24 protein-coding genes and 1 tRNA gene are annotated in these 17,190 nt (G+C 65.9%); 5 read left to right on the forward strand and 20 right to left on the reverse strand.

Translation table 11 applies throughout. The features are described 5' to 3' along the window. Entirely contained in the window at window positions 1-657 is a 657-nt protein-coding gene (locus tag AC0L6G_RS06840; protein ID WP_291535915.1) for a 3-oxoacid CoA-transferase subunit B, read from the forward strand. Here AC0L6G_RS06840 and AC0L6G_RS06845 read toward each other — a convergent pair. Beyond that, a complete protein-coding gene (locus AC0L6G_RS06845) occupies window positions 644-1,213 on the reverse strand; it encodes a hypothetical protein (protein WP_473253029.1) in 570 nt (189 codons plus the stop codon). The genes AC0L6G_RS06840 and AC0L6G_RS06845 overlap by 14 nt on opposite strands. Before the next feature lie 74 nt (window positions 1,214-1,287). Beyond that, the gene (locus tag AC0L6G_RS06850; RefSeq protein ID WP_473253030.1) at window positions 1,288-2,094 is read right to left on the reverse strand and encodes a hypothetical protein; all 807 of its coding nucleotides are present in this window, start codon (window positions 2,092-2,094) and stop codon (window positions 1,288-1,290) included. A gap of 33 nt (window positions 2,095-2,127) precedes the next feature. Here AC0L6G_RS06850 and trmFO point away from each other — a divergent pair, with 33 nt between their 5' ends. Further along, window positions 2,128-3,525: a methylenetetrahydrofolate--tRNA-(uracil(54)-C(5))-methyltransferase (FADH(2)-oxidizing) TrmFO gene (gene trmFO, locus AC0L6G_RS06855; RefSeq protein ID WP_473253031.1), complete on the forward strand. Its 1,398-nt coding sequence runs from the start codon at window positions 2,128-2,130 to the stop codon at window positions 3,523-3,525. On the opposite strand, the gene AC0L6G_RS06860 is transcribed toward trmFO, so the two are convergent. Then, window positions 3,522-4,157 (reverse strand): squalene/phytoene synthase family protein, encoded by a 636-nt coding sequence (locus AC0L6G_RS06860; protein WP_473253033.1) that lies wholly within the window; start codon window positions 4,155-4,157, stop codon window positions 3,522-3,524. The two genes, trmFO and AC0L6G_RS06860, sit on opposite strands and share 4 nt — an antisense overlap. 2 nt (window positions 4,158-4,159) lie before the next feature. After that, entirely contained in the window at window positions 4,160-5,101 is a 942-nt protein-coding gene (locus AC0L6G_RS06865) for a polyprenyl synthetase family protein (RefSeq protein WP_473253220.1), read from the reverse strand. 195 nt (window positions 5,102-5,296) lie between these two features. On the opposite strand from AC0L6G_RS06865, the gene AC0L6G_RS06870 reads away from it, so the two are divergent. The 3 genes from AC0L6G_RS06870 to tgt all read left to right on the forward strand — a co-directional run bounded on the left by AC0L6G_RS06870 (window position 5,297) and on the right by tgt (window position 7,711). Continuing rightward, window positions 5,297-6,055 (forward strand): tRNA1(Val) (adenine(37)-N6)-methyltransferase, encoded by a 759-nt coding sequence (locus AC0L6G_RS06870; RefSeq protein ID WP_293828514.1) that lies wholly within the window; start codon window positions 5,297-5,299, stop codon window positions 6,053-6,055. 67 nt (window positions 6,056-6,122) lie between these two features. Beyond that, a complete protein-coding gene (locus AC0L6G_RS06875) occupies window positions 6,123-6,596 on the forward strand; it encodes a hypothetical protein (RefSeq protein WP_293828512.1) in 474 nt (157 codons plus the stop codon). Next, a complete protein-coding gene (tgt, locus tag AC0L6G_RS06880) occupies window positions 6,596-7,711 on the forward strand; it encodes a tRNA guanosine(34) transglycosylase Tgt (RefSeq protein WP_473253034.1) in 1,116 nt (371 codons plus the stop codon). Before AC0L6G_RS06875 ends, tgt begins: the two co-directional genes overlap by 1 nt. 3 nt (window positions 7,712-7,714) lie before the next feature. Here tgt and AC0L6G_RS06885 read toward each other — a convergent pair whose 3' ends face one another. From AC0L6G_RS06885 to AC0L6G_RS06960, 16 genes are all read right to left on the reverse strand, one after another. Next, on the reverse strand, window positions 7,715-8,269 hold the full coding sequence (locus AC0L6G_RS06885) for a hypothetical protein (protein WP_293828510.1): 555 nt from the start codon (window positions 8,267-8,269) through the stop codon (window positions 7,715-7,717). An 86-nt stretch (window positions 8,270-8,355) separates the two neighbouring features. Then, a tRNA-Lys gene (locus tag AC0L6G_RS06890) sits at window positions 8,356-8,432 on the reverse strand. 19 nt (window positions 8,433-8,451) lie between these two features. Further along, a complete protein-coding gene (locus tag AC0L6G_RS06895; protein WP_473253035.1) occupies window positions 8,452-9,585 on the reverse strand; it encodes a tyrosine-type recombinase/integrase in 1,134 nt (377 codons plus the stop codon). Window positions 9,586-9,714: 129 nt separating this feature from the next. After that, on the reverse strand, window positions 9,715-10,134 hold the full coding sequence (locus AC0L6G_RS06900; RefSeq protein WP_473253036.1) for a thermonuclease family protein: 420 nt from the start codon (window positions 10,132-10,134) through the stop codon (window positions 9,715-9,717). Continuing rightward, entirely contained in the window at window positions 10,131-10,649 is a 519-nt protein-coding gene (locus AC0L6G_RS06905) for a DUF551 domain-containing protein (RefSeq protein ID WP_473253037.1), read from the reverse strand. Before AC0L6G_RS06905 ends, AC0L6G_RS06900 begins: the two co-directional genes overlap by 4 nt. Beyond that, the gene (locus AC0L6G_RS06910; RefSeq protein ID WP_473253038.1) at window positions 10,646-10,894 is read right to left on the reverse strand and encodes a hypothetical protein; all 249 of its coding nucleotides are present in this window, start codon (window positions 10,892-10,894) and stop codon (window positions 10,646-10,648) included. Before AC0L6G_RS06910 ends, AC0L6G_RS06905 begins: the two co-directional genes overlap by 4 nt. Then, complete coding sequence (locus AC0L6G_RS06915; protein WP_473253039.1) at window positions 10,891-11,289, reverse strand: hypothetical protein; 399 nt, start codon at window positions 11,287-11,289, stop codon at window positions 10,891-10,893. Before AC0L6G_RS06915 ends, AC0L6G_RS06910 begins: the two co-directional genes overlap by 4 nt. Continuing rightward, window positions 11,286-11,525 (reverse strand): hypothetical protein, encoded by a 240-nt coding sequence (locus AC0L6G_RS06920; RefSeq protein WP_292079822.1) that lies wholly within the window; start codon window positions 11,523-11,525, stop codon window positions 11,286-11,288. Before AC0L6G_RS06920 ends, AC0L6G_RS06915 begins: the two co-directional genes overlap by 4 nt. Beyond that, window positions 11,522-12,280 carry a hypothetical protein gene (locus tag AC0L6G_RS06925; protein ID WP_473253040.1) on the reverse strand — a complete coding sequence of 253 codons (759 nt, stop codon included), beginning with the start codon at window positions 12,278-12,280 and terminating at the stop codon, window positions 11,522-11,524. The genes AC0L6G_RS06920 and AC0L6G_RS06925 overlap by 4 nt, the downstream gene beginning before the upstream one ends. After that, on the reverse strand, window positions 12,270-12,704 hold the full coding sequence (locus AC0L6G_RS06930; protein WP_473253041.1) for an HNH endonuclease: 435 nt from the start codon (window positions 12,702-12,704) through the stop codon (window positions 12,270-12,272). The genes AC0L6G_RS06925 and AC0L6G_RS06930 overlap by 11 nt, the downstream gene beginning before the upstream one ends. A 32-nt stretch (window positions 12,705-12,736) precedes the next feature. Next, window positions 12,737-13,555 carry a hypothetical protein gene (locus tag AC0L6G_RS06935; protein WP_473253042.1) on the reverse strand — a complete coding sequence of 273 codons (819 nt, stop codon included), beginning with the start codon at window positions 13,553-13,555 and terminating at the stop codon, window positions 12,737-12,739. Next, on the reverse strand, window positions 13,552-13,716 hold the full coding sequence (locus AC0L6G_RS06940) for a hypothetical protein (protein ID WP_473253043.1): 165 nt from the start codon (window positions 13,714-13,716) through the stop codon (window positions 13,552-13,554). The genes AC0L6G_RS06935 and AC0L6G_RS06940 overlap by 4 nt, the downstream gene beginning before the upstream one ends. After that, complete coding sequence (locus AC0L6G_RS06945; protein ID WP_473253044.1) at window positions 13,713-14,495, reverse strand: phosphoadenosine phosphosulfate reductase domain-containing protein; 783 nt, start codon at window positions 14,493-14,495, stop codon at window positions 13,713-13,715. The genes AC0L6G_RS06940 and AC0L6G_RS06945 overlap by 4 nt, the downstream gene beginning before the upstream one ends. Then, complete coding sequence (locus tag AC0L6G_RS06950) at window positions 14,495-14,890, reverse strand: hypothetical protein (RefSeq protein ID WP_473253045.1); 396 nt, start codon at window positions 14,888-14,890, stop codon at window positions 14,495-14,497. Before AC0L6G_RS06950 ends, AC0L6G_RS06945 begins: the two co-directional genes overlap by 1 nt. Further along, window positions 14,890-15,795, reverse strand: coding sequence for a DNA-methyltransferase (locus AC0L6G_RS06955; RefSeq protein ID WP_473253046.1), 906 nt, complete (start codon window positions 15,793-15,795; stop codon window positions 14,890-14,892). Before AC0L6G_RS06955 ends, AC0L6G_RS06950 begins: the two co-directional genes overlap by 1 nt. Further along, on the reverse strand, window positions 15,792-17,189 hold the full coding sequence (locus AC0L6G_RS06960) for a helicase-related protein (RefSeq protein ID WP_473253047.1): 1,398 nt from the start codon (window positions 17,187-17,189) through the stop codon (window positions 15,792-15,794). Before AC0L6G_RS06960 ends, AC0L6G_RS06955 begins: the two co-directional genes overlap by 4 nt. Window position 17,190 lies beyond the last annotated feature (1 nt).

Genomic DNA, 17,190 nt, shown 5'->3' on the forward strand with positions numbered 1-17,190 from the left:
ATGGCTCGTAATCGCGAACAACTGGCCGAACGCGCCGCCCAAGAGCTTCAGGACGGTTTCTACGTGAACCTGGGCATCGGCATTCCGACCCTGGTGGCCAACTACATCCCCGAAGGCATGACCGTCACGCTTCAGTCCGAGAACGGCATGCTGGGCATGGGCCCCTTCCCCTATGAGGGCGAGGAAGATCCCGACCTGATCAACGCCGGCAAGCAGACGATCACCGAAATCCCCGAGAGCAGCTATTTCAGCAGCGCCGACAGCTTCGCCATGATCCGCGGCGGCCACATCAATCTGTCGATCCTGGGCGCGATGGAAGTGGCCCAGAACGGCGACATCGCCAACTGGATGATCCCCGGCAAGCTGGTGAAGGGCATGGGCGGCGCCATGGACCTGGTCGCGGGCGTCAAGCGCGTCGTCGTGGTCATGGAACACGCCAACAAGCACGGCCAATCCAAGGTGCTGAAAGCCTGCACCCTGCCCCTGACCGGCACCGGCGTGGTCAGCCGCATCATCACCGACCTGGCGACCTTCGACGTCAAGCCGGACGGCGCGGGCCTCGAACTGATTGAACTCGCCGACGGCGTCGCCCTGGACGAGGTCGCGGCCAAGACAGAGGCGGCCTACACGGTTTCGGAGAATCTCAAGACGGCCTGACCGTCGGCGACGATGACGGCGTGCCTGATGAACCCTCGACATGAGGCGGGCACGTCGGCACGGTGTCAGCCGAAGTCTGCAGGCCGCCGACCACAATCTGAATGACGGGCTCGTTCCAATGCTCGTAGCTCGTCATCCCGGAGGGGACCGTGCAGACCGAGGTTTCGGCAGGTCCGCGCGCCTGTCCGCCTACATACCTCACGATGAAGCCGGAATACTTCAGCCCCTTGCCCTGGCTGTTTTCGACCTTCAACAGCGACCCCACATCCCGGCGCGCGTGCAGTCCGAACCGGATCGTTCCAGGCGCCGCCTCGTTAAGCGGCTCGCGCGAGCCTTCCGCAGGCGGCAGGACATCGCGAACCTCAATGCGGTCCACCTGGATCAGGTCGTAAGTTCCATTCGCATTCCGCCGCAGGGTCGCCCGCTCGCCTGCGGCGACGTTCAGTGTGCCTTGAACAAAGCCGGACCGCCGGCCTTCGAACTGTTGAGGGGTTGGCGGATACGCCAGCGGCGCGTCCTGCAGAAGAATCCCGGCCATCACGGCGGCAAACAGCATGACGATCTCCAGTTGCGCTACAGCTAGCCTTTATCCCTGCCGATCCGTCAAGGGTTGAAGAAGCGGCCCCAGGATCAGTCTTGAACGTCCATCCTACGATAGGCGCCGCCGACAAAGGCCATCGTCAGCGGCGCCTGAAGGCCCGTCAGCACGATCGCGGAGATCACCCAGCCCACCGTTCCCGACAGCAGCCCCGCGCCGCACAGCAACACCAGGGCGATCTTCGGCGCCGCCGTCAAGGTCAGGCCGATCAGCAGAGGCCAGAAGGCGCCGCGTGCGATGGCCATGCTGTGCAGCGACACCATATGACCGCGCCCCAAGGTCGCCGGGGCGAACAAGGACAGCCGCACGCTGAAGGCCACGACGGCGAACAGGGCGAAGGCCGTGACGACCGCCAGCAGGATCAGCTTCCACGCCGGCCCGACCGCGCTCCACTGACGCAGTTCGATGGCCTGGGCGTTCAGTTCGGCCATGCCGAAGACGGCCAGCAGCGCCAGGGCGACAACCGACAGGATCATGGCCATGAAGACCGCGCACAGCAGGCCCGCCCCCAGCAGCAGCAGTTCTGGCCGTCCGAACTGAAGCCCGACCGGCCCCAGGCCCAACCCGCGCGCCTGTGTCAGGTCGTCGGTGATGGCGATCCGTCCCAGCGCCCCGGCCAGCGCCAGCGTCGCGGCCAAGGCCAACATAGCCCAGATCAACCCGGCCGCGTCTGCCGCCAACGGCTGCGCGCTCCAGGCCACGGCCGCCAGCAGGATCGCGCCCCAGGCGCCCCGCCACATCCGGGGCAAGGTCCGCCCCGCCGCCGTCAGCGTCTCCCCCAGCCTCAGTCCGCGCATCTCGCCCCCAAAATACGATCGTCCGATATAGCCGCGCACCATGACACGGCGCCAGCCAATGGCTAGAAGGCCGCGATGACCGCTTCCCCCCGATCCCCCTCGCCCGTCCATGTCATCGGCGGCGGCCTGGCCGGCTCAGAGGCCGCCTGGCAGATCGCAAAGGCCGGCGTGCCCGTCGTCCTGCACGAGATGCGCGGCGCGCCAGGCGTAAAGACCGACGCCCACCACACGGACGGCCTGGCCGAACTGGTCTGTTCCAACTCCTTCCGGTCGGACGACTGGGAATACAATGCAGTGGGCCTGCTGCACGCCGAGATGCGGGCGCTGGATTCGATCATCATGGCCTGCGGCGACGCCCATCAGGTGCCGGCCGGCGGCGCCCTGGCTGTGGATCGGGAGGGTTTTTCCCAGGCGGTCACGGCCAGGCTGGAAGCCCATCCGCTGATCACCGTCGTCCGCGAGGAGATCGCCGGCCTGCCGCCGGAAGACTGGGACAACGTCATCGTCGCCACCGGCCCCCTGACGTCGCCCGCCCTGGCCGAGGCCGTGCTGAAGGCGACCGGCGAGGAAAGCCTCAGCTTCTTCGACGCCATCGCCCCCATCGTCCACGCCGACTCGATCGACTTCGACATCGCCTGGCGTCAGTCGCGCTACGACAAGGAGGGGCCGGGCGGAGACGCCGCCGCCTACGTCAACTGCCCGATGGACAAGGCCCAGTACGACGCCTTCATCGACGCCCTGCTGGACGGCCCCAAGGCCGAGTTCAAGGACTGGGAAAACGTCCCCTATTTCGACGGCTGCCTGCCCATCGAGGTGATGGCCGAGCGGGGCCGCGAAACCCTGCGGCACGGCCCGATGAAGCCCGTCGGCCTCACAAATCCGCGCGACCCGACGGTCAAGCCCTACGCTGTCGTGCAACTGCGCCAGGACAATGCGCTGGGCACGCTGTTCAACCTGGTCGGCTTCCAGACCAAGCTGAAGCACGGGGCGCAGGCGGAGACCTTCCGCATGATCCCCGGCTTGCAGAACGCCCAGTTCGCGCGCCTGGGCGGTCTGCACCGCAACACCTTTTTGAACAGTCCGAAGTTGCTGGACAAGCAGTTGCGGCTGAAGGCCATGCCGCGCCTGCGCTTCGCCGGTCAGGTGACGGGCGTCGAAGGCTATGTCGAGAGCGCGTCCATGGGTTTGCTGGCCGGCCGCCTGGCTGCGGCTCAGGCGCTGGGGCGCGATCTGTCGGCCCCGCCGCCCGAGACCGCCATGGGCGCGCTGGTCGAACACATCACCGGCGGACACCTGGAAGGCTCCAAGTTCCAGCCGATGAACATCAACTACGGCCTCTTGCCCCCTTTGGAGGTGCCCAAGATCGACGAAGACGGCAAACGCATCCACCCCAAGGAACGCGGCCGGGCCAAGAAGCGGCTGATGAGCCTGCGGGCGATGGAGAGCCTGAAGGTGTGGCGGGACGCCGGCTAGACCCGCCCCCGCAGCGTCGCCCATAGCAGGCGCAGGCGTTTGAGCGGCTCGGGCTCGTCCTGACGGATCAGGGTCGCCGAGGCCACGGCGGGAAAGGCGGAAATCGGAAGTCCCTTCAGGGCGGCGTTGGCGCCCGACCGCGCCGCCCGCGCCTCGTCGGCGCGTCCAACCTGGCCCAGGGCTCGCATCCGACCGGCCTCGATCACCCTGTCCGCATGGCCCGGCCCGGCCAACACTTGCACCGCCGCCTGCATCGGACCGACGTAGAAGGCGTCCAGGTCGTGAGCCTCGCCGTGGACGCGACCGATATGTGCCTCGATCAGGGCGTCGAAGGGGGCACGGTCCAAGGCGTGGCGCGCGACCAGGTCGGTCAGGACCTCCAGCACCGGATGACCCTTGCGGGGGACGCCCGCGAAGACCCCGTCCATCTGTTCCGCCCACCAGGTGTAACGCATCTCGGCCAGCAGGGGCTGGGTGACGCGCGTCGGAATGGCCATCAGTTCGGCCTCGAAGGCGTAGAGGGCGATCAGATCGGCGCGCGCCTGCGGATCCGAGATCAGGCGGCTGGACAGCCAGCGATCCAGGTCGGCCCCGCGAACCTGGGCTTCCAGCGGGGACGCAGCCTCGGTCACGGTCAGGCCGCGCGCGACACCGCGAAATCGGCCAAGTCCTCCAGCGCCGCGCGCCAGTCGGAAGCGGGCAGAACCGCCAGGGCGGCCTTCGCGGCGTCGGCGTAATCGCCCGCCAGGTCCAGGGTCGCGCCGATGGCGCCGGAGCCGACCACCAGTTCACGGGCGCGGGCGAAGTCGTCGGGCGTGCGCTCGCCCCTGGTCACGGTCCGCTGCCAGAAGGCGTCCTCGCGGCCCCGGGTCCGGGCGACGGCCAGCAGCAGCGGCAGGGTGGCCTTGCCCTCGTTGAAGTCGTCGCCGGCGTTCTTGCCCAGGGCCTCGGCCGTCGCGCCATAATCCAGGGCGTCGTCGGCCAACTGGAAGGCGATCCCCAGGGCCATGCCATAGTCGCGCAGCGCCTTGACCGCCTCGGTCGACGCGCCGGCCCCGACCGCGCCCGCCTCGGCGGCGGCGGCGAACAGTTCGGCGGTCTTGGCCGAGATGATCTGCAGATAGGTCGCCTGGTCCAGGTTCAGGTCGTGGGCGCGGGTCAGTTGCAACACCTCGCCTTCCGAGATCACGCGCGACGCCTCGGCGAGGATGCCCAGCGCCCGCATCGAATCGGTCTCGACCATCAGTTCGAAGGCGCGCGCGAACAAAAAGTCGCCGACCAGGACGCTGGTGGGCGCGCCCCAGATCAGATGGGCGGCGACCTTGCCCCGGCGCAGTTCGGACGCATCGACGATGTCGTCGTGCAGCAGGGTGGCGGTGTGGATGAACTCGACCGCCGCGGCCAGTTTCTTGGGCGAGGCGATGTCGCCGGTCGCGCCTGCGGCCCGGGCGGCGGCGACGGTCAGCAGCGGACGTAGCCGTTTGCCGCCCGCCGACACCAGATGTTCGGCCAGCTTCGGAATGATCGGCACGTCCGACTGCATCCGGTCCAGGATCAGGGCGTCCACGGCGGCCATGTCGCCCTCGGCCAGCCGGACAAGGGCGTTGACGTCCCCCTTGGGGCGGGGAGCGGCGGCGAGAGCGACTTCCAAGAGATACTCTTTCACTGGCGCGGCGAACCGCGTCGAAGGTTTGGCGGCCGGTTCGGCTTGCCCCGGCGCACTGCGGCGCACAATGATGTTCACCCCCTTGAGGGTCAAGGAGATTGAGGCTTGAACGCGGTCGAAACGACGCCGCCGCAGATCGTGGAGAACGGGCTGCTGAACGGACGGGTGCGGCTGCGCCAGCCCGCGCGCGGCTATCGCGCCGGCATGGATGCGGCCCTGCTGGCGGCGGCCGTTCCCGCCCTTCCGGGCCAGACCGTGATCGAGGCCGGATGCGGCGCGGGCGCGGTGCTGATGCAGATCGCGGCGCGGCGGCCGGGCGCTATCCTGGCGGGGATCGAGCGCGATCCGGCCATGGCGGCCCTGGCGATGGAGAACGCGGCGCTGAACGGCATGGAGGCGACGGCCACGATCCGACAGGGCGATGTCGCGGCGGGCTTTCGCGCGCTGGGCAGGGCGCCTGCGGACTGGGCGGTGTCGAACCCGCCCTTCTTCGACGACGCCAAGGCGCTTCGCGCCCCGTCCGAGGGCAAGCGGGGCGCCTGGATGGCCGACGACGGGTTGCGGGCCTGGACCGGCTTTCTGCTGAAGGCCGTGCGCGAAGGGGGGCGGATCGTCGTGATCCACCGGGCGGACCGGCTGGCGGACCTGCTGGCCTTGCTGGGCGACAAGGCGGGGTCCTTCGCCATCAGGCCCGTTCATCCTTTCGCGGACGAACCGGCCAAGCGGGTTCTGGTCCATGCGGTCAAGACCGGCCGGGCGCCGCTGCGCCTGTTGCCCCCCTTGGTTCTGCACGACCGCGAGGGCGGCAAGCATAGCGCCCAGGCCGAGGCCATTCTGCGCGGTGAGGCGGCGCTGGAGTGGTGAGCCGGGTGGTCATTCGCCGCCAGACGCCCTAAATGCCGCCTCCCCGACAACAAACGAGCCCCGAACAGTGTCCGCCGACCATCTGCCCGACGACCTCAAGGACGGCCTGATCGCCGTCGGCGAGGCCGCGCGCGATCTGAAGGCGCCGTGGTGGATCTTCGGCGGGGCGGCCATGGCGCTCTACGGCCTGACCGACCTCCATGTGCCCGACGTCGACGTGCTGTGCGCGCCGCGCGACGCCCGCGCCCTGCTGGCGGCGCTGGGCGGCCATGTGGAGCCCGATCCGGGCGAGGGCCTGTTCCGCTCGGCCGTGTTCGGCCGGGCGCCGGACCAACCGATCCTGATCGAGGTCATGGCCGGGCTGGAGGTGCGCGACGGCGGCGACTGGGCCGAGGCGGCCTTCTCTTCGCGCCGCCAGGTCTTCGTCGAGGACACGCCCCTCTTCGTGCCCGACATCCGGGACCACATCGCCCTTTACCGCCTGTTCGGCCGCCCCAAGGATCTGGCGCGGGTCGAACAGCTTGAACGACTGATCGCCTGATGCCCTTCCCCTACCAGATCACCGCTGTTGAAGGCCGCGCCCGCGCCGGCGTGCTGAAGACCGCGCGCGGCGAGATCCGCACCCCCGCCTTCATGCCCGTCGGCACCGCCGCCACGGTCAAGGCCCTGACGGTCGATCAGGTCGCCGCGACCGGCGCCGACATCATCCTGGGCAACACCTATCACCTGATGCTGCGCCCCGGACCCGAGCGGATGGAGCGCCTGGGCGGGCTCCACCAATTCATGGGCTGGGACAAGCCGATCCTGACCGACAGCGGCGGCTTCCAGGTCATGTCCCTGGCCGGCATCTCCAAGGTGAAGGAAGAGGCCGTCACCTTCGCCTCCCATATCGACGGTTCCAAACATGTCCTGACGCCGGAACGGTCCATCGAGATCCAGGCCGACCGCATCGGCGCCGACATCTCCATGCAGTTGGACCAGTGCGTGGCCTATCCGGCCGACAGGGACGCCGCGAGAAAGGCGATGGAGCTTTCCATCCGCTGGGGCGCCCGCTCCAAGGCCCGGTTCGGCGAACGCGAAACCCAGGCCCTGTTCGGCATTCAGCAGGGCTCGACCTTCGAGGATTTGCGCCGCCAGTCGTCGGAACAGCTTCAGGAAATCGGCTTCGACGGCTACGCCATCGGCGGCCTGGCCGTGGGCGAAGGCCACCAGGCCATGTGCGAGGTGCTGGACTACGCCCCCGAATTCCTGCCCGCCGACCGTCCCCGCTATCTGATGGGGGTGGGCAAGCCGGTCGATCTGGTCGAGGCGGTGTGGCGCGGGGTGGACATGTTCGATTGCGTCCTGCCGACGCGGGCCGGTCGCCACGGCCAGGCCTGGACATGGGACGGGCCGCTGAACCTGAAGAACGCGCGCTTCGCAGAGGATCAGGACCCGCTCGATGAGACGAGCCGATGCCCGGCGTCCTCCGGCTATTCGAAGGCCTATCTGCACCACCTGATCCGGGCGGACGAAATCCTCGGCAAGGTGCTGCTGAGCTGGCACAACATCGCCTTCTATCAGGCGCTGACCGCGGCCATGCGGGCGGCGATTTCGGAAGGCCGATTCGAGCGGTTCCGCCGCGACTTCCACGCCCGGCATGCGTCGAACGGCTGACGCCTATCGGTGCGGCCGGAACCAGCTGGGGGCCGCCGGAGGCGTACAGTTTCGCTGCATCCCCATGCCCTTCAGGAAGGCGCGGCGAATCCGGCCGGCCTGGATGGCGGACTGGACGTGCTTGGAATGCTGGTCGGCCCCGCTCAGGCGGCGAATCCAGCTGCGGCCGGGGATGAAGTCCGTGGCGGTGTCGCGTATGGCGTCCAGCGTCGCCTTGGCCGCCGCATCGGCCGCGCGCTCGCTGAGATAGGGGCCGTCCTGGCGCGGCGGCTCGTCGGTGTCCGGTCCCAGGGCCTCGTCCAGCCGGGCGACCTCTGCGCCGATGGTGGAGCACCGGTTCAGGTTGCGCAGGTCGTAGGGATTGGCCTCGGCCTGAAGCAGGACGGTCGGAATGATCTGGCGGCGCAGGTTGAAATCCTCCAGCGGCGCAGTCGCCGCCGCCGCGAACCCCGCACCGACCTGTTCGGCCCCGCCCACGGCCGAACGCCCGGCGTTGCACCCGGCCAGACCACCCGCCAGGCCGCCGATCGCCAACATCACGCAAACAACGGTTCTCATCCGATCCTTAGACCATGCCCTTCGACGGGCGCCAAAGGCCGCGTATCGTCCCGGACAGCAAGAAGCCCGCCGAAGCGGGCTCGAGATGGTACGTCCTCTCGGGCTCGAACCGAGGACCCTCTGATTAAAAGTCAGATGCTCTAACCAACTGAGCTAAGGACGCACACTTTCAAAACAACTACTTAGTCGTTATTCCCCAGACCCGGTTTGTCGCCGGTTTGCGAGGCGCGTTTCTGGTTCATTCGCGATAGGAGGTCAAGGGCGACCGCATCGCCGGACACATATTTCGTCAGAAGGGCGTCCACGGCCGCCTCCGACCAGCCCATGATAGTGGCGATGTCGCGCTTGGGTGAGCCCGCCAGGAACAGGCGCGTGGCGGCTGTTCCTCGCAGGTCGTGGAAGCGAAGCCCTGTGATCCCGGCCGCTGTCTTCGCCTTGGCGAACATGGTCTTGAACCCGTCCCGCGTCCATGCGTCGCCCCGACTGTTCGTCAGGATCGTGAGAGCGCGCTTCGGCAACTGCTTGATCAGCGCCTTCGCCGCCGGCGTCAGCGGGACGACGACCTGCCGCCCTCGCTTACTGGTCTTCCAGATGATGGCGTGCGCAGTCACGACGGACCTAGGAAGTTCCAGCAGGTCGCCCATGCGCAGACCTGTCTCAGCCGCCAAGCGGACGGCCCATCCGACTTCCGTGGTGGCCTCCTTCGTCAGGGCGGCGATGTCGTCCTCGGTCCAGATGATGTCCGACCGATCGACCTCATGCAGCCGTTCGACATCATCGGTGGGTCGAGCATCGGTCAGCCCCCGCCCCCGCGCCCATTTGAACAGGCGTCCGACAGTCTGCATCGCGTAGTCTGCGGCGCGAGGACGATCAGCCCATTCGTCGCGCCACTCGATTAGGTCGATCTTTGTCTCCGGCCGAGTGAATAGCGAGACCTTCCAGTCCCCAAACTCGTTGTCAAAGGCGTTCAGGTAGCGGGTGTATTCGGCCTTGCTGGTGTCTCCCAGCTTCGCCCATTCCGGGGACATCTTGAACGCTGAGATCAGGCCCCTGATGTAGGCCTTGCTCTCCGACGCCCGCACCGGACGGCGCGCGGACTCCAGGCGGTCAAGGGTCTCGCGCTTGCCGAGAAGCACCTCCAGCGCCCGGTTCGCTTCGGCCAAGTCGCGGCCAGCGGCGCGGGCGATAAGGTCGCCGCCACGGTAGGCATAGGCATAAACGGCCACACGGCCGTCGCTAAGCCGCTTCGTCGCCTTGTGCAGTCCGACCAGCCTTGCGCGCACGTCTGCGCTCCCTCGCCCGTTCCAGTTCGTCATCTGCGCTCTCGTTGGCGGCCTGGGTCAAGACCTTCACAGTCCCATCGGGCGCCACCTCGACGCCCGTGACGGTCAGGCCGCACTTCTGAAGCGACCGCACCATCTTGCTCACGGAGGTTCGTTGCGTCGTCATCTCCACACCCCCCTTCGCTCTCTCCTGGCTGCGTTCTCTTCGCGACGGTATGAATCGCCAAAGTTGGTCTCGCTGATGGCCAGCCCCTCGCGAACGAGCGTTGCGCCGATGTCGCGTCCGCCTGCCATGCGGACGGCGACGTTCCGGCCATAACGGTCTGAACTGGTGATGGTGCAGCGGGCGCCGTGGACGGCAAGCTGACGGGCTCGGGCCGACGAAGACGGCCCCGAAGAGCGGGCGACAGGCGAGCAGGCCCAGACATCCGGCCGCTGGCGGCAGCGGGTGAACGGTGCGACTTCTCCGGCGTCGATCCCGGCCAGGCGGACGCGGTGGCGTTCGCCGTCAGCCGTGACGCAACGGCCGCTGTCGCCATCGGACATCAGCAGGGTCGCGCAGATAAGGACGACGGCGCTCATCCCTCCCCCTTCCCATTGCGGGCGTCACCTGTAGGGGCGGCGGGGAGCGGCATCCAGTGGGTCGCGGCGGGATGCCGGATGAAGCCGTTTCGGGCTGACCACGTTTCCCCCACTTCGTTCCAGCGCGCTTCGTAAACCCGCTCGCTGTTGTCATACAGGCGACCCTTGCGAGCGGCCTCGTCGTCATAGGCGATTAGGAAAACGGAACCGTCTTTCGGCACGTTCTCAAAGTCAGTTCGCCACCCGCCCCCTTCCGGCAGCGGCGATGCTCCACTATCAGCAAGATCGGTTGATGACAGGATCGGGTCGCTTTCTGTCGGCAACGGCAGCGGCGATGCGGGGGCGGCTGCTAGGGCTGCTGAATAGATCGCGCCCAACATATTCCCGTTCACATAGGCCTCCCCCTCAAAGACATCAGGGTAGTTTTTCAGGAGCGCGCTTTGCATGGCGAGTTGCTGTTCGCGCGTCGGCTCCACAGGCACCAGGCGCAGCGCATCGGTGGGGGTCTGGGTCATTGGGGCGTGTCCTTGAAAACGCGCCGCATCGCTTCAAAAACTGCGCGCTGATTTTCGAAGTATTTGGCTTCACGCTCTTCAGAAACTTCACCCTCGCCGTGGCAGGTCGGGCAATCGCGCTCGCCATAGTTATCGCAGACGCACAGGTCGCCACCGCAGTGGCAGTCAACCGTTCCATCGCCATGGCAGCGCGGGCATGGAATGCCGTTCGGCTCGTAATCGAAGCAGTCGTCAGGATCACTCACTTCTGCGTCTCCTGCTGTAGGGCTTCATTTATGGCCTCGACAATCATGCTAATGGCGTGGTCGCCCTGAGAGACGGGCGAATGACCATCGCCCATGCCGTGCGAGGCGACAGGAGACCCGCACATGCACGTTTCGTGATCGTCAATCGGCCACTCCCGAACTCGATTTCGGGTTTCTTTCAACGCCTTCGCCAGCCTATCCGCTCGGGCTTCGGCTGCGGTGGCGCGGTCGTTGGCAGCGAGCGACACCTTCATGTTGATCGACCTCGCGATTGCCGCACAGGTCGCGTCAGACAGGCCGGGCGCGCCATTTCGGATGCTCTCGTAGGCGAAGCGATACGTTTCGCTCAGACCCACGTCTCCCAGCCCCGACGTGTTCGCGTTAGAGTCGGTCATGCGTCACCATCAAGAATGTCTTGACGTGCGATCAGGCCGGTCGAGTTATTCCAATACATGCCGGGAAGCGGGCCTCCCGGACCTTGGACGTGACCATATCCACGCCGCTCAAGGTTCTTGGCGGTAGCGTAATGCGCGCCGTTAAAAAGCTCGACGCCGCACCCTTCCTCACCAGTCAGGTCGTCGGGGTCGCTTGCGAGAATCATTTCGCGCTGCGCGTTTGTGAAGTCCGTCATGCCGCTCCCCCTTCCTTCGCGGCGGTCGATTTCAGGGCGGCGAGGGCTTCTTTCAGGCCAGCAATGCGGCCTCGGTCCCACGCGCCATGCGTCGGGCCGGTGAGGGGCGCATTTATCTTGGCATTGAACGCCTCCACCGCGATCCGCACCCTGTCGGCATCGGCGGCGGGGGTCGGGGATGGGTGGGCGTAGAGGGGGGTGATCTTGTGCTCGGCCATCGCCTCCGTACTGATCCAGTAGTCCGGCTTCGTCGGGTTGTATTGGCGAGCGTTGACGAGACGATCTCGCTTCCCTTCGCGCTGGACCAGCCACGCCACAGGCTCCCCCGCCGCCCCTTCGTCCTGGGCCTCGGCTCGGGCGGGGGTGGTGGAAAGGGCGTCACGCGCGACTGTTTGAGCCTCTTCGGCGGTCAGAGCAGGCTCTACGGTGATGTCGGTTTGGCAGTAGCCAGAGCGGTACTGATGCTCACCAGCAATACGCTCAAGCGCCTTCACCAAGCGGTCGTAGCGTCCATTGCCGGCCATGAAGGCATCGACCATTTCGTCAGCGGAATAGTCCCTGTCAGCCGGATCGCATTCAACGTGCTGATTGAGCCAAGACCACGCGGCATCCTCCCCCTGCTGGCCTCCCAAGGCGAGGGGGCGGGCGGATAGGAGGGCTTCCAGTGTCGCGCAGTCGGCGGCCATTTCGTCGTCTTCATAGACGTGGGCCGCCATCTTCAGCCGGTCTAGCGCCTCTCGTAGGTCATTTTGCATTTTTGATTTTCCTTCTGACGGTCGCTGGATCGATGTCGAACTTGCGCGCTGCGGCGCGGACGCTGACCGATTTGGCGAAAGCGACGATTGCTTCGTTCTCAGTTTCGCTAAGCCGCCTGTAGCGGCGCACCTCACCAGAGAACCGCCCGCGTTCCCGCGCTTCCTGTTGGTTCTCGCCTCTGCTTCCAGGACGCAAATGATCTGGATTGATGCAGGCTGGTGTGTCGCAGGAATGCAAAACGTGCTCGTCGTCGCGAAGAGGCCCGTTGTGCGCGATGTAAGACAGGCGATGGGCTAGGGTTTTCCGCCCGTTGATCTTGGCGGAGCCGTAACCGCCTCGGCAGTTCTGCCCCTCCCAAAGCCAGCACCCACTGTTAGCTTCCATCTGAACGCGATGAGGAATCTCCGCGACGAAATCCGACATAGTCTTTTCTCCGCGAGCGCCATGATACCAAGTCACCGCGTCTCTCCGCTCGGTTGGGGGCGGAGGTTCAGCACCGCATCGGCCGCCACCTCAGCCTGACACTCACCGATCCAGGCGTCACCGACAGCGCGTCGAATGCACTTCGCAATCCGTTCCCGGCTCGATTGGAAGTGGAGTTTGGGCGCAAAATGCCCGAGCGCGTCGGAGGTCGACCAGCCGTGATGCCACGCGAAGGCGCAATAAGCGGCAACGTCACGCGGATCGCCTTTCTGAATGTGCTCGGCTAGGCTTTCGTTCAGTTCGTCTTGCCAGTCGGTATTCAGCCAATCCGCCGCATAGCCATATTTCGCCTCGGCCTTTGCCAGCTTCGACTTCAGTTCGGCGGCAAATCGGTCAACCAGATCGGCAGTCGCTGGGTGAAGCTCCGACCCGCTCGCTTCGACCGGAGCGGTGGGGGCGAGGCGGAAGGCGATCATATTGGGCCACGCGACATTCTCAGCCTTCTGGGGCTTGCGGATCAGGTCGTTGTAGGTTTTGGCCTCGACTTGGATGCCACGAAGGTAGTCAGGCACAGAGGCAAACCGGCATTTGACCCAGCTGTCAGCGTCAGGGCGGCCGATGAAGGCATAATGGGTGTTGCTCCAGCCCAGCGTCTCGCTAGGGCTTTCATGCTCAAGGATCGGGTCGCCTTCGAAGTCGAGGGACCGGACCGTGACGATTTGACCGACGCAAAGGTTGCTGTCGTCCATGCCAGGGCCGACCTTAAGCACGCGCAGCAAATCGCCCTTCACGAGCAGCTTCACGTCATCCCCGCTCAGCGGGCCGGGTGTGGGGGCTTGGGTCGCGGTCATGCGCGTGAATCCTGTGTTTTGCTGTTTGCGGGGCTGTCTTCTCCGGTGGCGCGGGAAATGGCGGGCCCACGGATGGTGGCCAGCCCAGAGCCAATGAATAGCCCGGCGACAGCGGAGAAGATTGCAGAGCAGACGATCCAGGCGAAGTCGGTCAGGGTCATGCCGCCTCTCCCATGTTTTGCTCAGCGATGAAGCAGGTGATCCCGCATGAGATCGGCTCGGGGGTGTCGTCGTCAGCGCCAGCTTCCGGGTCCAGTTCGTCGAGGAAGACGCCGACTTTGTTGATGCGAACGAGGGCGTAGCCCAGGTCTCGCTCTAGACCGGCCATCCGATTGAACAGGTCAGGGAAGTGACGGCGGATGCGGTTCCAGTAGCGCGCCCCCTCGGCCTTCACGCACGGCAGGCAGTTGTTGTTGTCGAAGCCCAGCAGGTATGGCGCGGGCAGTTTGATACCGGCGCGTGTTATGAGCGCGTAGCAATCAGCCTTGCTCACCTGTTGGTCGATCAGCGGGAACACGCAGGTGACTTCGCCGAAATGGTGCTTCCTGAAAGTCTCTGCGCGCTTGCCCTCTTCAGCCGTGTAACCCCAGATTTGAGGGGCTGACGCCGGGATTTTCAGCCCTTCGCGGACGTGCCGCTTCAGTATCTTTGTGCAGGCGGCCCCCATAGGCCCGCGCAAAAACCTCTCGCCCTCCCACACGGCCCAGGTGTCGGCATAGCGGGCCGAGAACACCCGCTGAATGGCGACGCCAAACCAGCCTTCCAAATCATCAAGGAAGCGCTCAGTGTCCGGGTGCTCCGAACCTGTGTCGATGTAGATCAGCGGCCCAGCATCAGGCCCGTATTGAGCGAGGTCGAGTTTGACCGCGACCGCAGACGCCGCCCCGCCAGAAATCCAGCGATAGCGAAGCCCCGGCGTATGTCCCTGCTTCTCCCCCATCAGACGCGGGCCTCCGATTGGGCGCGGAGCAAGGATGCGACCACAGCCAAAGCCGGTGTTGCTGCGTTGACGTGACGAGGCGTCGGACGCGGGCCGCCAAGTCGGAAAGGAGCGACTTCGCCATCCTCGACCGGAGGCCAGCAATCAGCCCAAGGGCGACCGCCATGCTCACCAAGGCGCGCCGGATAACCGATGTCCCAGCCCCAACGAGGAAGAACGCGAGCGGCCAGCGCCAGAGCGGCGTCTAGACTGGTGGTGTATTTCGGGCACCTCGCCGCCTTGCCTAGCGATCCTCCAAAAAGGGCGAGATGCACGTCACGGGCAAAGACCCACGCATCATTGTGGTCAGCCCCTTCCAGCTTCTCGATCAGCGATGTGATGGTCTGGTCAGACATCAGGCGGCTCCTGCGAGGGCGAGCAGATTGGGCGCGCTACTTTCGGCCTCCATCTGCGAAAGGTTCTTCACGGCTTGGCGGAAATAGGCGGGCTTCAACTCGGACCCGGTGAAGCGGCGGCCGGCCTTGAGCGCAGCCCAGCCTTCGGACCCTATGCCCATGAACGGCGAGAACACGGTGTCGCCGGGGTTGGTCCAGAGCCGGATGCACCGCTCGATCAGGTCGAGCTGCAGCGGGCAGAGGTGGCGCTCGTCCTTGTCCTCGCGAGCGACCTTCACGTTCAGGACGTTGGTCTGGTCGATGTCCATCCAGACCGGCGACGCCCACTGCTGCCACATCGAGACAGGGAACAGTTCGCGGTCTTGCCCGACCTTATCGGACTGGCTCTCGTCGTCCGGCGTCTTGCGGAATACCAGCACATAATCCGGCATGCCCTGGCGGTTGCGGGTGCTGTCGGTCTGGATCTGCTTGTAGAGCAGGCCAAGGGCCTTCGTCCGCTGCATCTCTACGACGGGGTCTTTCCAGACCGTGATGCGGCTGTGATAGGTCCAGCCCGCCTCTTCATGGACCGCGCGAATGTCAGACGGGAAATCATAGAGGCCGACGGTCCCATGCTTGCCCTTCGTGCGGGGCAGGTCGGAGCAATGGACGGCAGTCAGCCGGCCCGGCTTGGTGATGCGAAGCTTCTCGCGAACCAGATGGGCGTAGAGTGCTGCGAACTCGGCCTCGTCGGCGACGTTGCCCATGTCGCGCTCGCTGTCCGAATAGACAAACAGGTTGGCGAACGGCGGGCTGTAGACCGAGAAGCCGATCGAGGCGTCCGGCAAGCTGGCGGCGAACTCCACGCAGTCCGCATTGACGGCGTAGAAGCGTTCGCCCTGGGCAGTGTCGAGCACGTCAGTCATGCGGCGATCCATGATGGGAGATTGAGGGGAACAGAGGGGGCGTAGGGCGCCTGCTCGTGGACGATCAGGGCGGCGCGACGCATGGCGGCGGTCATCTCCCGCTTCATGCCCTCGTGGTCGCCGGCCTTTCGGCTCACCACGTTCCAGATCGCTTCCTCGGTGTCGGCGCAGGCGACATGGACATTGACGGAACGGGTCTGACCGAAGCGATGGCAGCGGCGGACGGCCTGGTAGAAGCTCTCGTAGGAGAAGCTGAGGCCGACGAAAGCCATGCGGGCGCAGTGCTGCCAGTTCAGGCCAAAGCCGGCGACCGAAGGCTTGGTGATGATGATGCGCTCGGAGCCATCGGAAAACGCTGTCAGGCGCTCTTCCTTCTGGTCCGGCGTCATAGACCCACGAACCTCGACGGCATGCGGCATGCGCGCCGTCAGGGCGTCGGCCTCATAATCTGTGTCGCACCAGATCACCCAAGGCTCGCCCGTTTCGCTGGCGACCTTCTCGGCGATCAGATCCGCGCGCGCCTCGATCGTCATACGCTTCTCACGGTGGATCGCGGTCGCGGACGTGTCCGGCATGCGGAACAGGCGGGCCTGGCCATCCTTCTCCGCGCCGGTGTCTACGGAGCGATCCGCCGCGACCAGATGGCGATGCAGGTTCAGCTTCGGCAGTACGAAGCCTTCATCCGAGAAACCTAGGTCTGAGGGCCGGGACACGCAGCGCGCCCATGAGGCGACCCAATTCCAGAAGTCCTCCACGGCATGGCCTTTCATTCGCCAGTTGCCGGTGTCGGCGCTGTCGTGCAGGAACCAGCGGGTCAGCATCTGGCTTTGCGACATGGCGCCCAGGAACTCGCTGTGTTGCCCCAGTTCCGCATGATCGTTCGGCGCCGGCGTCGCGGTGCAGGCCAAACGGAACGGCGTCTTCGCGAAGCAGTCGATCAGCGCTCGAGTCGTCTTGCCGTTGAAGCTCTTGAGGATGGAGCTTTCGTCCAGCACGACGCCAGCGAAGACCGACAGATCGAACTTGGTGAGGCGCTCGTAGTTGGTGATGTAGACGCGCGGGCCAGTAATCTCTGACGGCTCGCGGATCGCCTTGGCGTCGATCCCGAACTTGATGGCCTCGCGCTCGTGCTGCGCAGCCACAGCCAGCGGTGCCAGCATCAGGACGGGTTGGTTGGAGAACTCGACTACCACTCTGCCCCATTCCAGCGCGCAGAGCGTCTTTCCGAGGCCCGTGTCCAGAAACATCGCGGAGCAGCCAGCCCGTAGCGCGAAGTCCACGACGTGCGCCTGGTGCGGGTTCATGGCCGGGTTAAGCGTCGGCACATTCGCCAGGCCGCGCGGCACGAAGGCAATCCTCTTCGCGGCGATCAGGTCTTGATAGGTGGCGCCCATC

It is taken from the genome of Brevundimonas sp. D3-1P, assembly GCF_055809335.1.

What these genes read in the sequence shown, in the direction of transcription:
- AC0L6G_RS06925 (WP_473253040.1), bottom strand. Translation starts at nt 12,280, where the DNA reads ATGCAAAATGACCTACGAGAGGCGCTAGACCGGCTGAAGATGGCGGCC.
- trmFO (WP_473253031.1), top strand. Translation starts at nt 2,128, where the DNA reads ATGACCGCTTCCCCCCGATCCCCCTCGCCCGTCCATGTCATCGGCGGC.
- AC0L6G_RS06915 (WP_473253039.1), bottom strand. Translation starts at nt 11,289, where the DNA reads ATGACCGACTCTAACGCGAACACGTCGGGGCTGGGAGACGTGGGTCTG.
- AC0L6G_RS06850 (WP_473253030.1), bottom strand. Translation starts at nt 2,094, where the DNA reads ATGGTGCGCGGCTATATCGGACGATCGTATTTTGGGGGCGAGATGCGC.
- AC0L6G_RS06960 (WP_473253047.1), bottom strand. Translation starts at nt 17,189, where the DNA reads ATGGGCGCCACCTATCAAGACCTGATCGCCGCGAAGAGGATTGCCTTC.
- AC0L6G_RS06935 (WP_473253042.1), bottom strand. Translation starts at nt 13,555, where the DNA reads ATGACCGCGACCCAAGCCCCCACACCCGGCCCGCTGAGCGGGGATGAC.
- tgt (WP_473253034.1), top strand. Translation starts at nt 6,596, where the DNA reads ATGCCCTTCCCCTACCAGATCACCGCTGTTGAAGGCCGCGCCCGCGCC.
- AC0L6G_RS06905 (WP_473253037.1), bottom strand. Translation starts at nt 10,649, where the DNA reads ATGACCCAGACCCCCACCGATGCGCTGCGCCTGGTGCCTGTGGAGCCG.
- AC0L6G_RS06845 (WP_473253029.1), bottom strand. Translation starts at nt 1,213, where the DNA reads ATGCTGTTTGCCGCCGTGATGGCCGGGATTCTTCTGCAGGACGCGCCG.
- AC0L6G_RS06940 (WP_473253043.1), bottom strand. Translation starts at nt 13,716, where the DNA reads ATGACCCTGACCGACTTCGCCTGGATCGTCTGCTCTGCAATCTTCTCC.
- AC0L6G_RS06930 (WP_473253041.1), bottom strand. Translation starts at nt 12,704, where the DNA reads ATGTCGGATTTCGTCGCGGAGATTCCTCATCGCGTTCAGATGGAAGCT.
- AC0L6G_RS06950 (WP_473253045.1), bottom strand. Translation starts at nt 14,890, where the DNA reads ATGTCTGACCAGACCATCACATCGCTGATCGAGAAGCTGGAAGGGGCT.
- AC0L6G_RS06895 (WP_473253035.1), bottom strand. Translation starts at nt 9,585, where the DNA reads ATGACGAACTGGAACGGGCGAGGGAGCGCAGACGTGCGCGCAAGGCTG.
- AC0L6G_RS06945 (WP_473253044.1), bottom strand. Translation starts at nt 14,495, where the DNA reads ATGGGGGAGAAGCAGGGACATACGCCGGGGCTTCGCTATCGCTGGATT.
- AC0L6G_RS06920 (WP_292079822.1), bottom strand. Translation starts at nt 11,525, where the DNA reads ATGACGGACTTCACAAACGCGCAGCGCGAAATGATTCTCGCAAGCGAC.
- AC0L6G_RS06840 (WP_291535915.1), top strand. Translation starts at nt 1, where the DNA reads ATGGCTCGTAATCGCGAACAACTGGCCGAACGCGCCGCCCAAGAGCTT.
- AC0L6G_RS06955 (WP_473253046.1), bottom strand. Translation starts at nt 15,795, where the DNA reads ATGACTGACGTGCTCGACACTGCCCAGGGCGAACGCTTCTACGCCGTC.
- AC0L6G_RS06885 (WP_293828510.1), bottom strand. Translation starts at nt 8,269, where the DNA reads ATGAGAACCGTTGTTTGCGTGATGTTGGCGATCGGCGGCCTGGCGGGT.
- AC0L6G_RS06865 (WP_473253220.1), bottom strand. Translation starts at nt 5,101, where the DNA reads ATGGCCGCCGTGGACGCCCTGATCCTGGACCGGATGCAGTCGGACGTG.
- AC0L6G_RS06900 (WP_473253036.1), bottom strand. Translation starts at nt 10,134, where the DNA reads ATGAGCGCCGTCGTCCTTATCTGCGCGACCCTGCTGATGTCCGATGGC.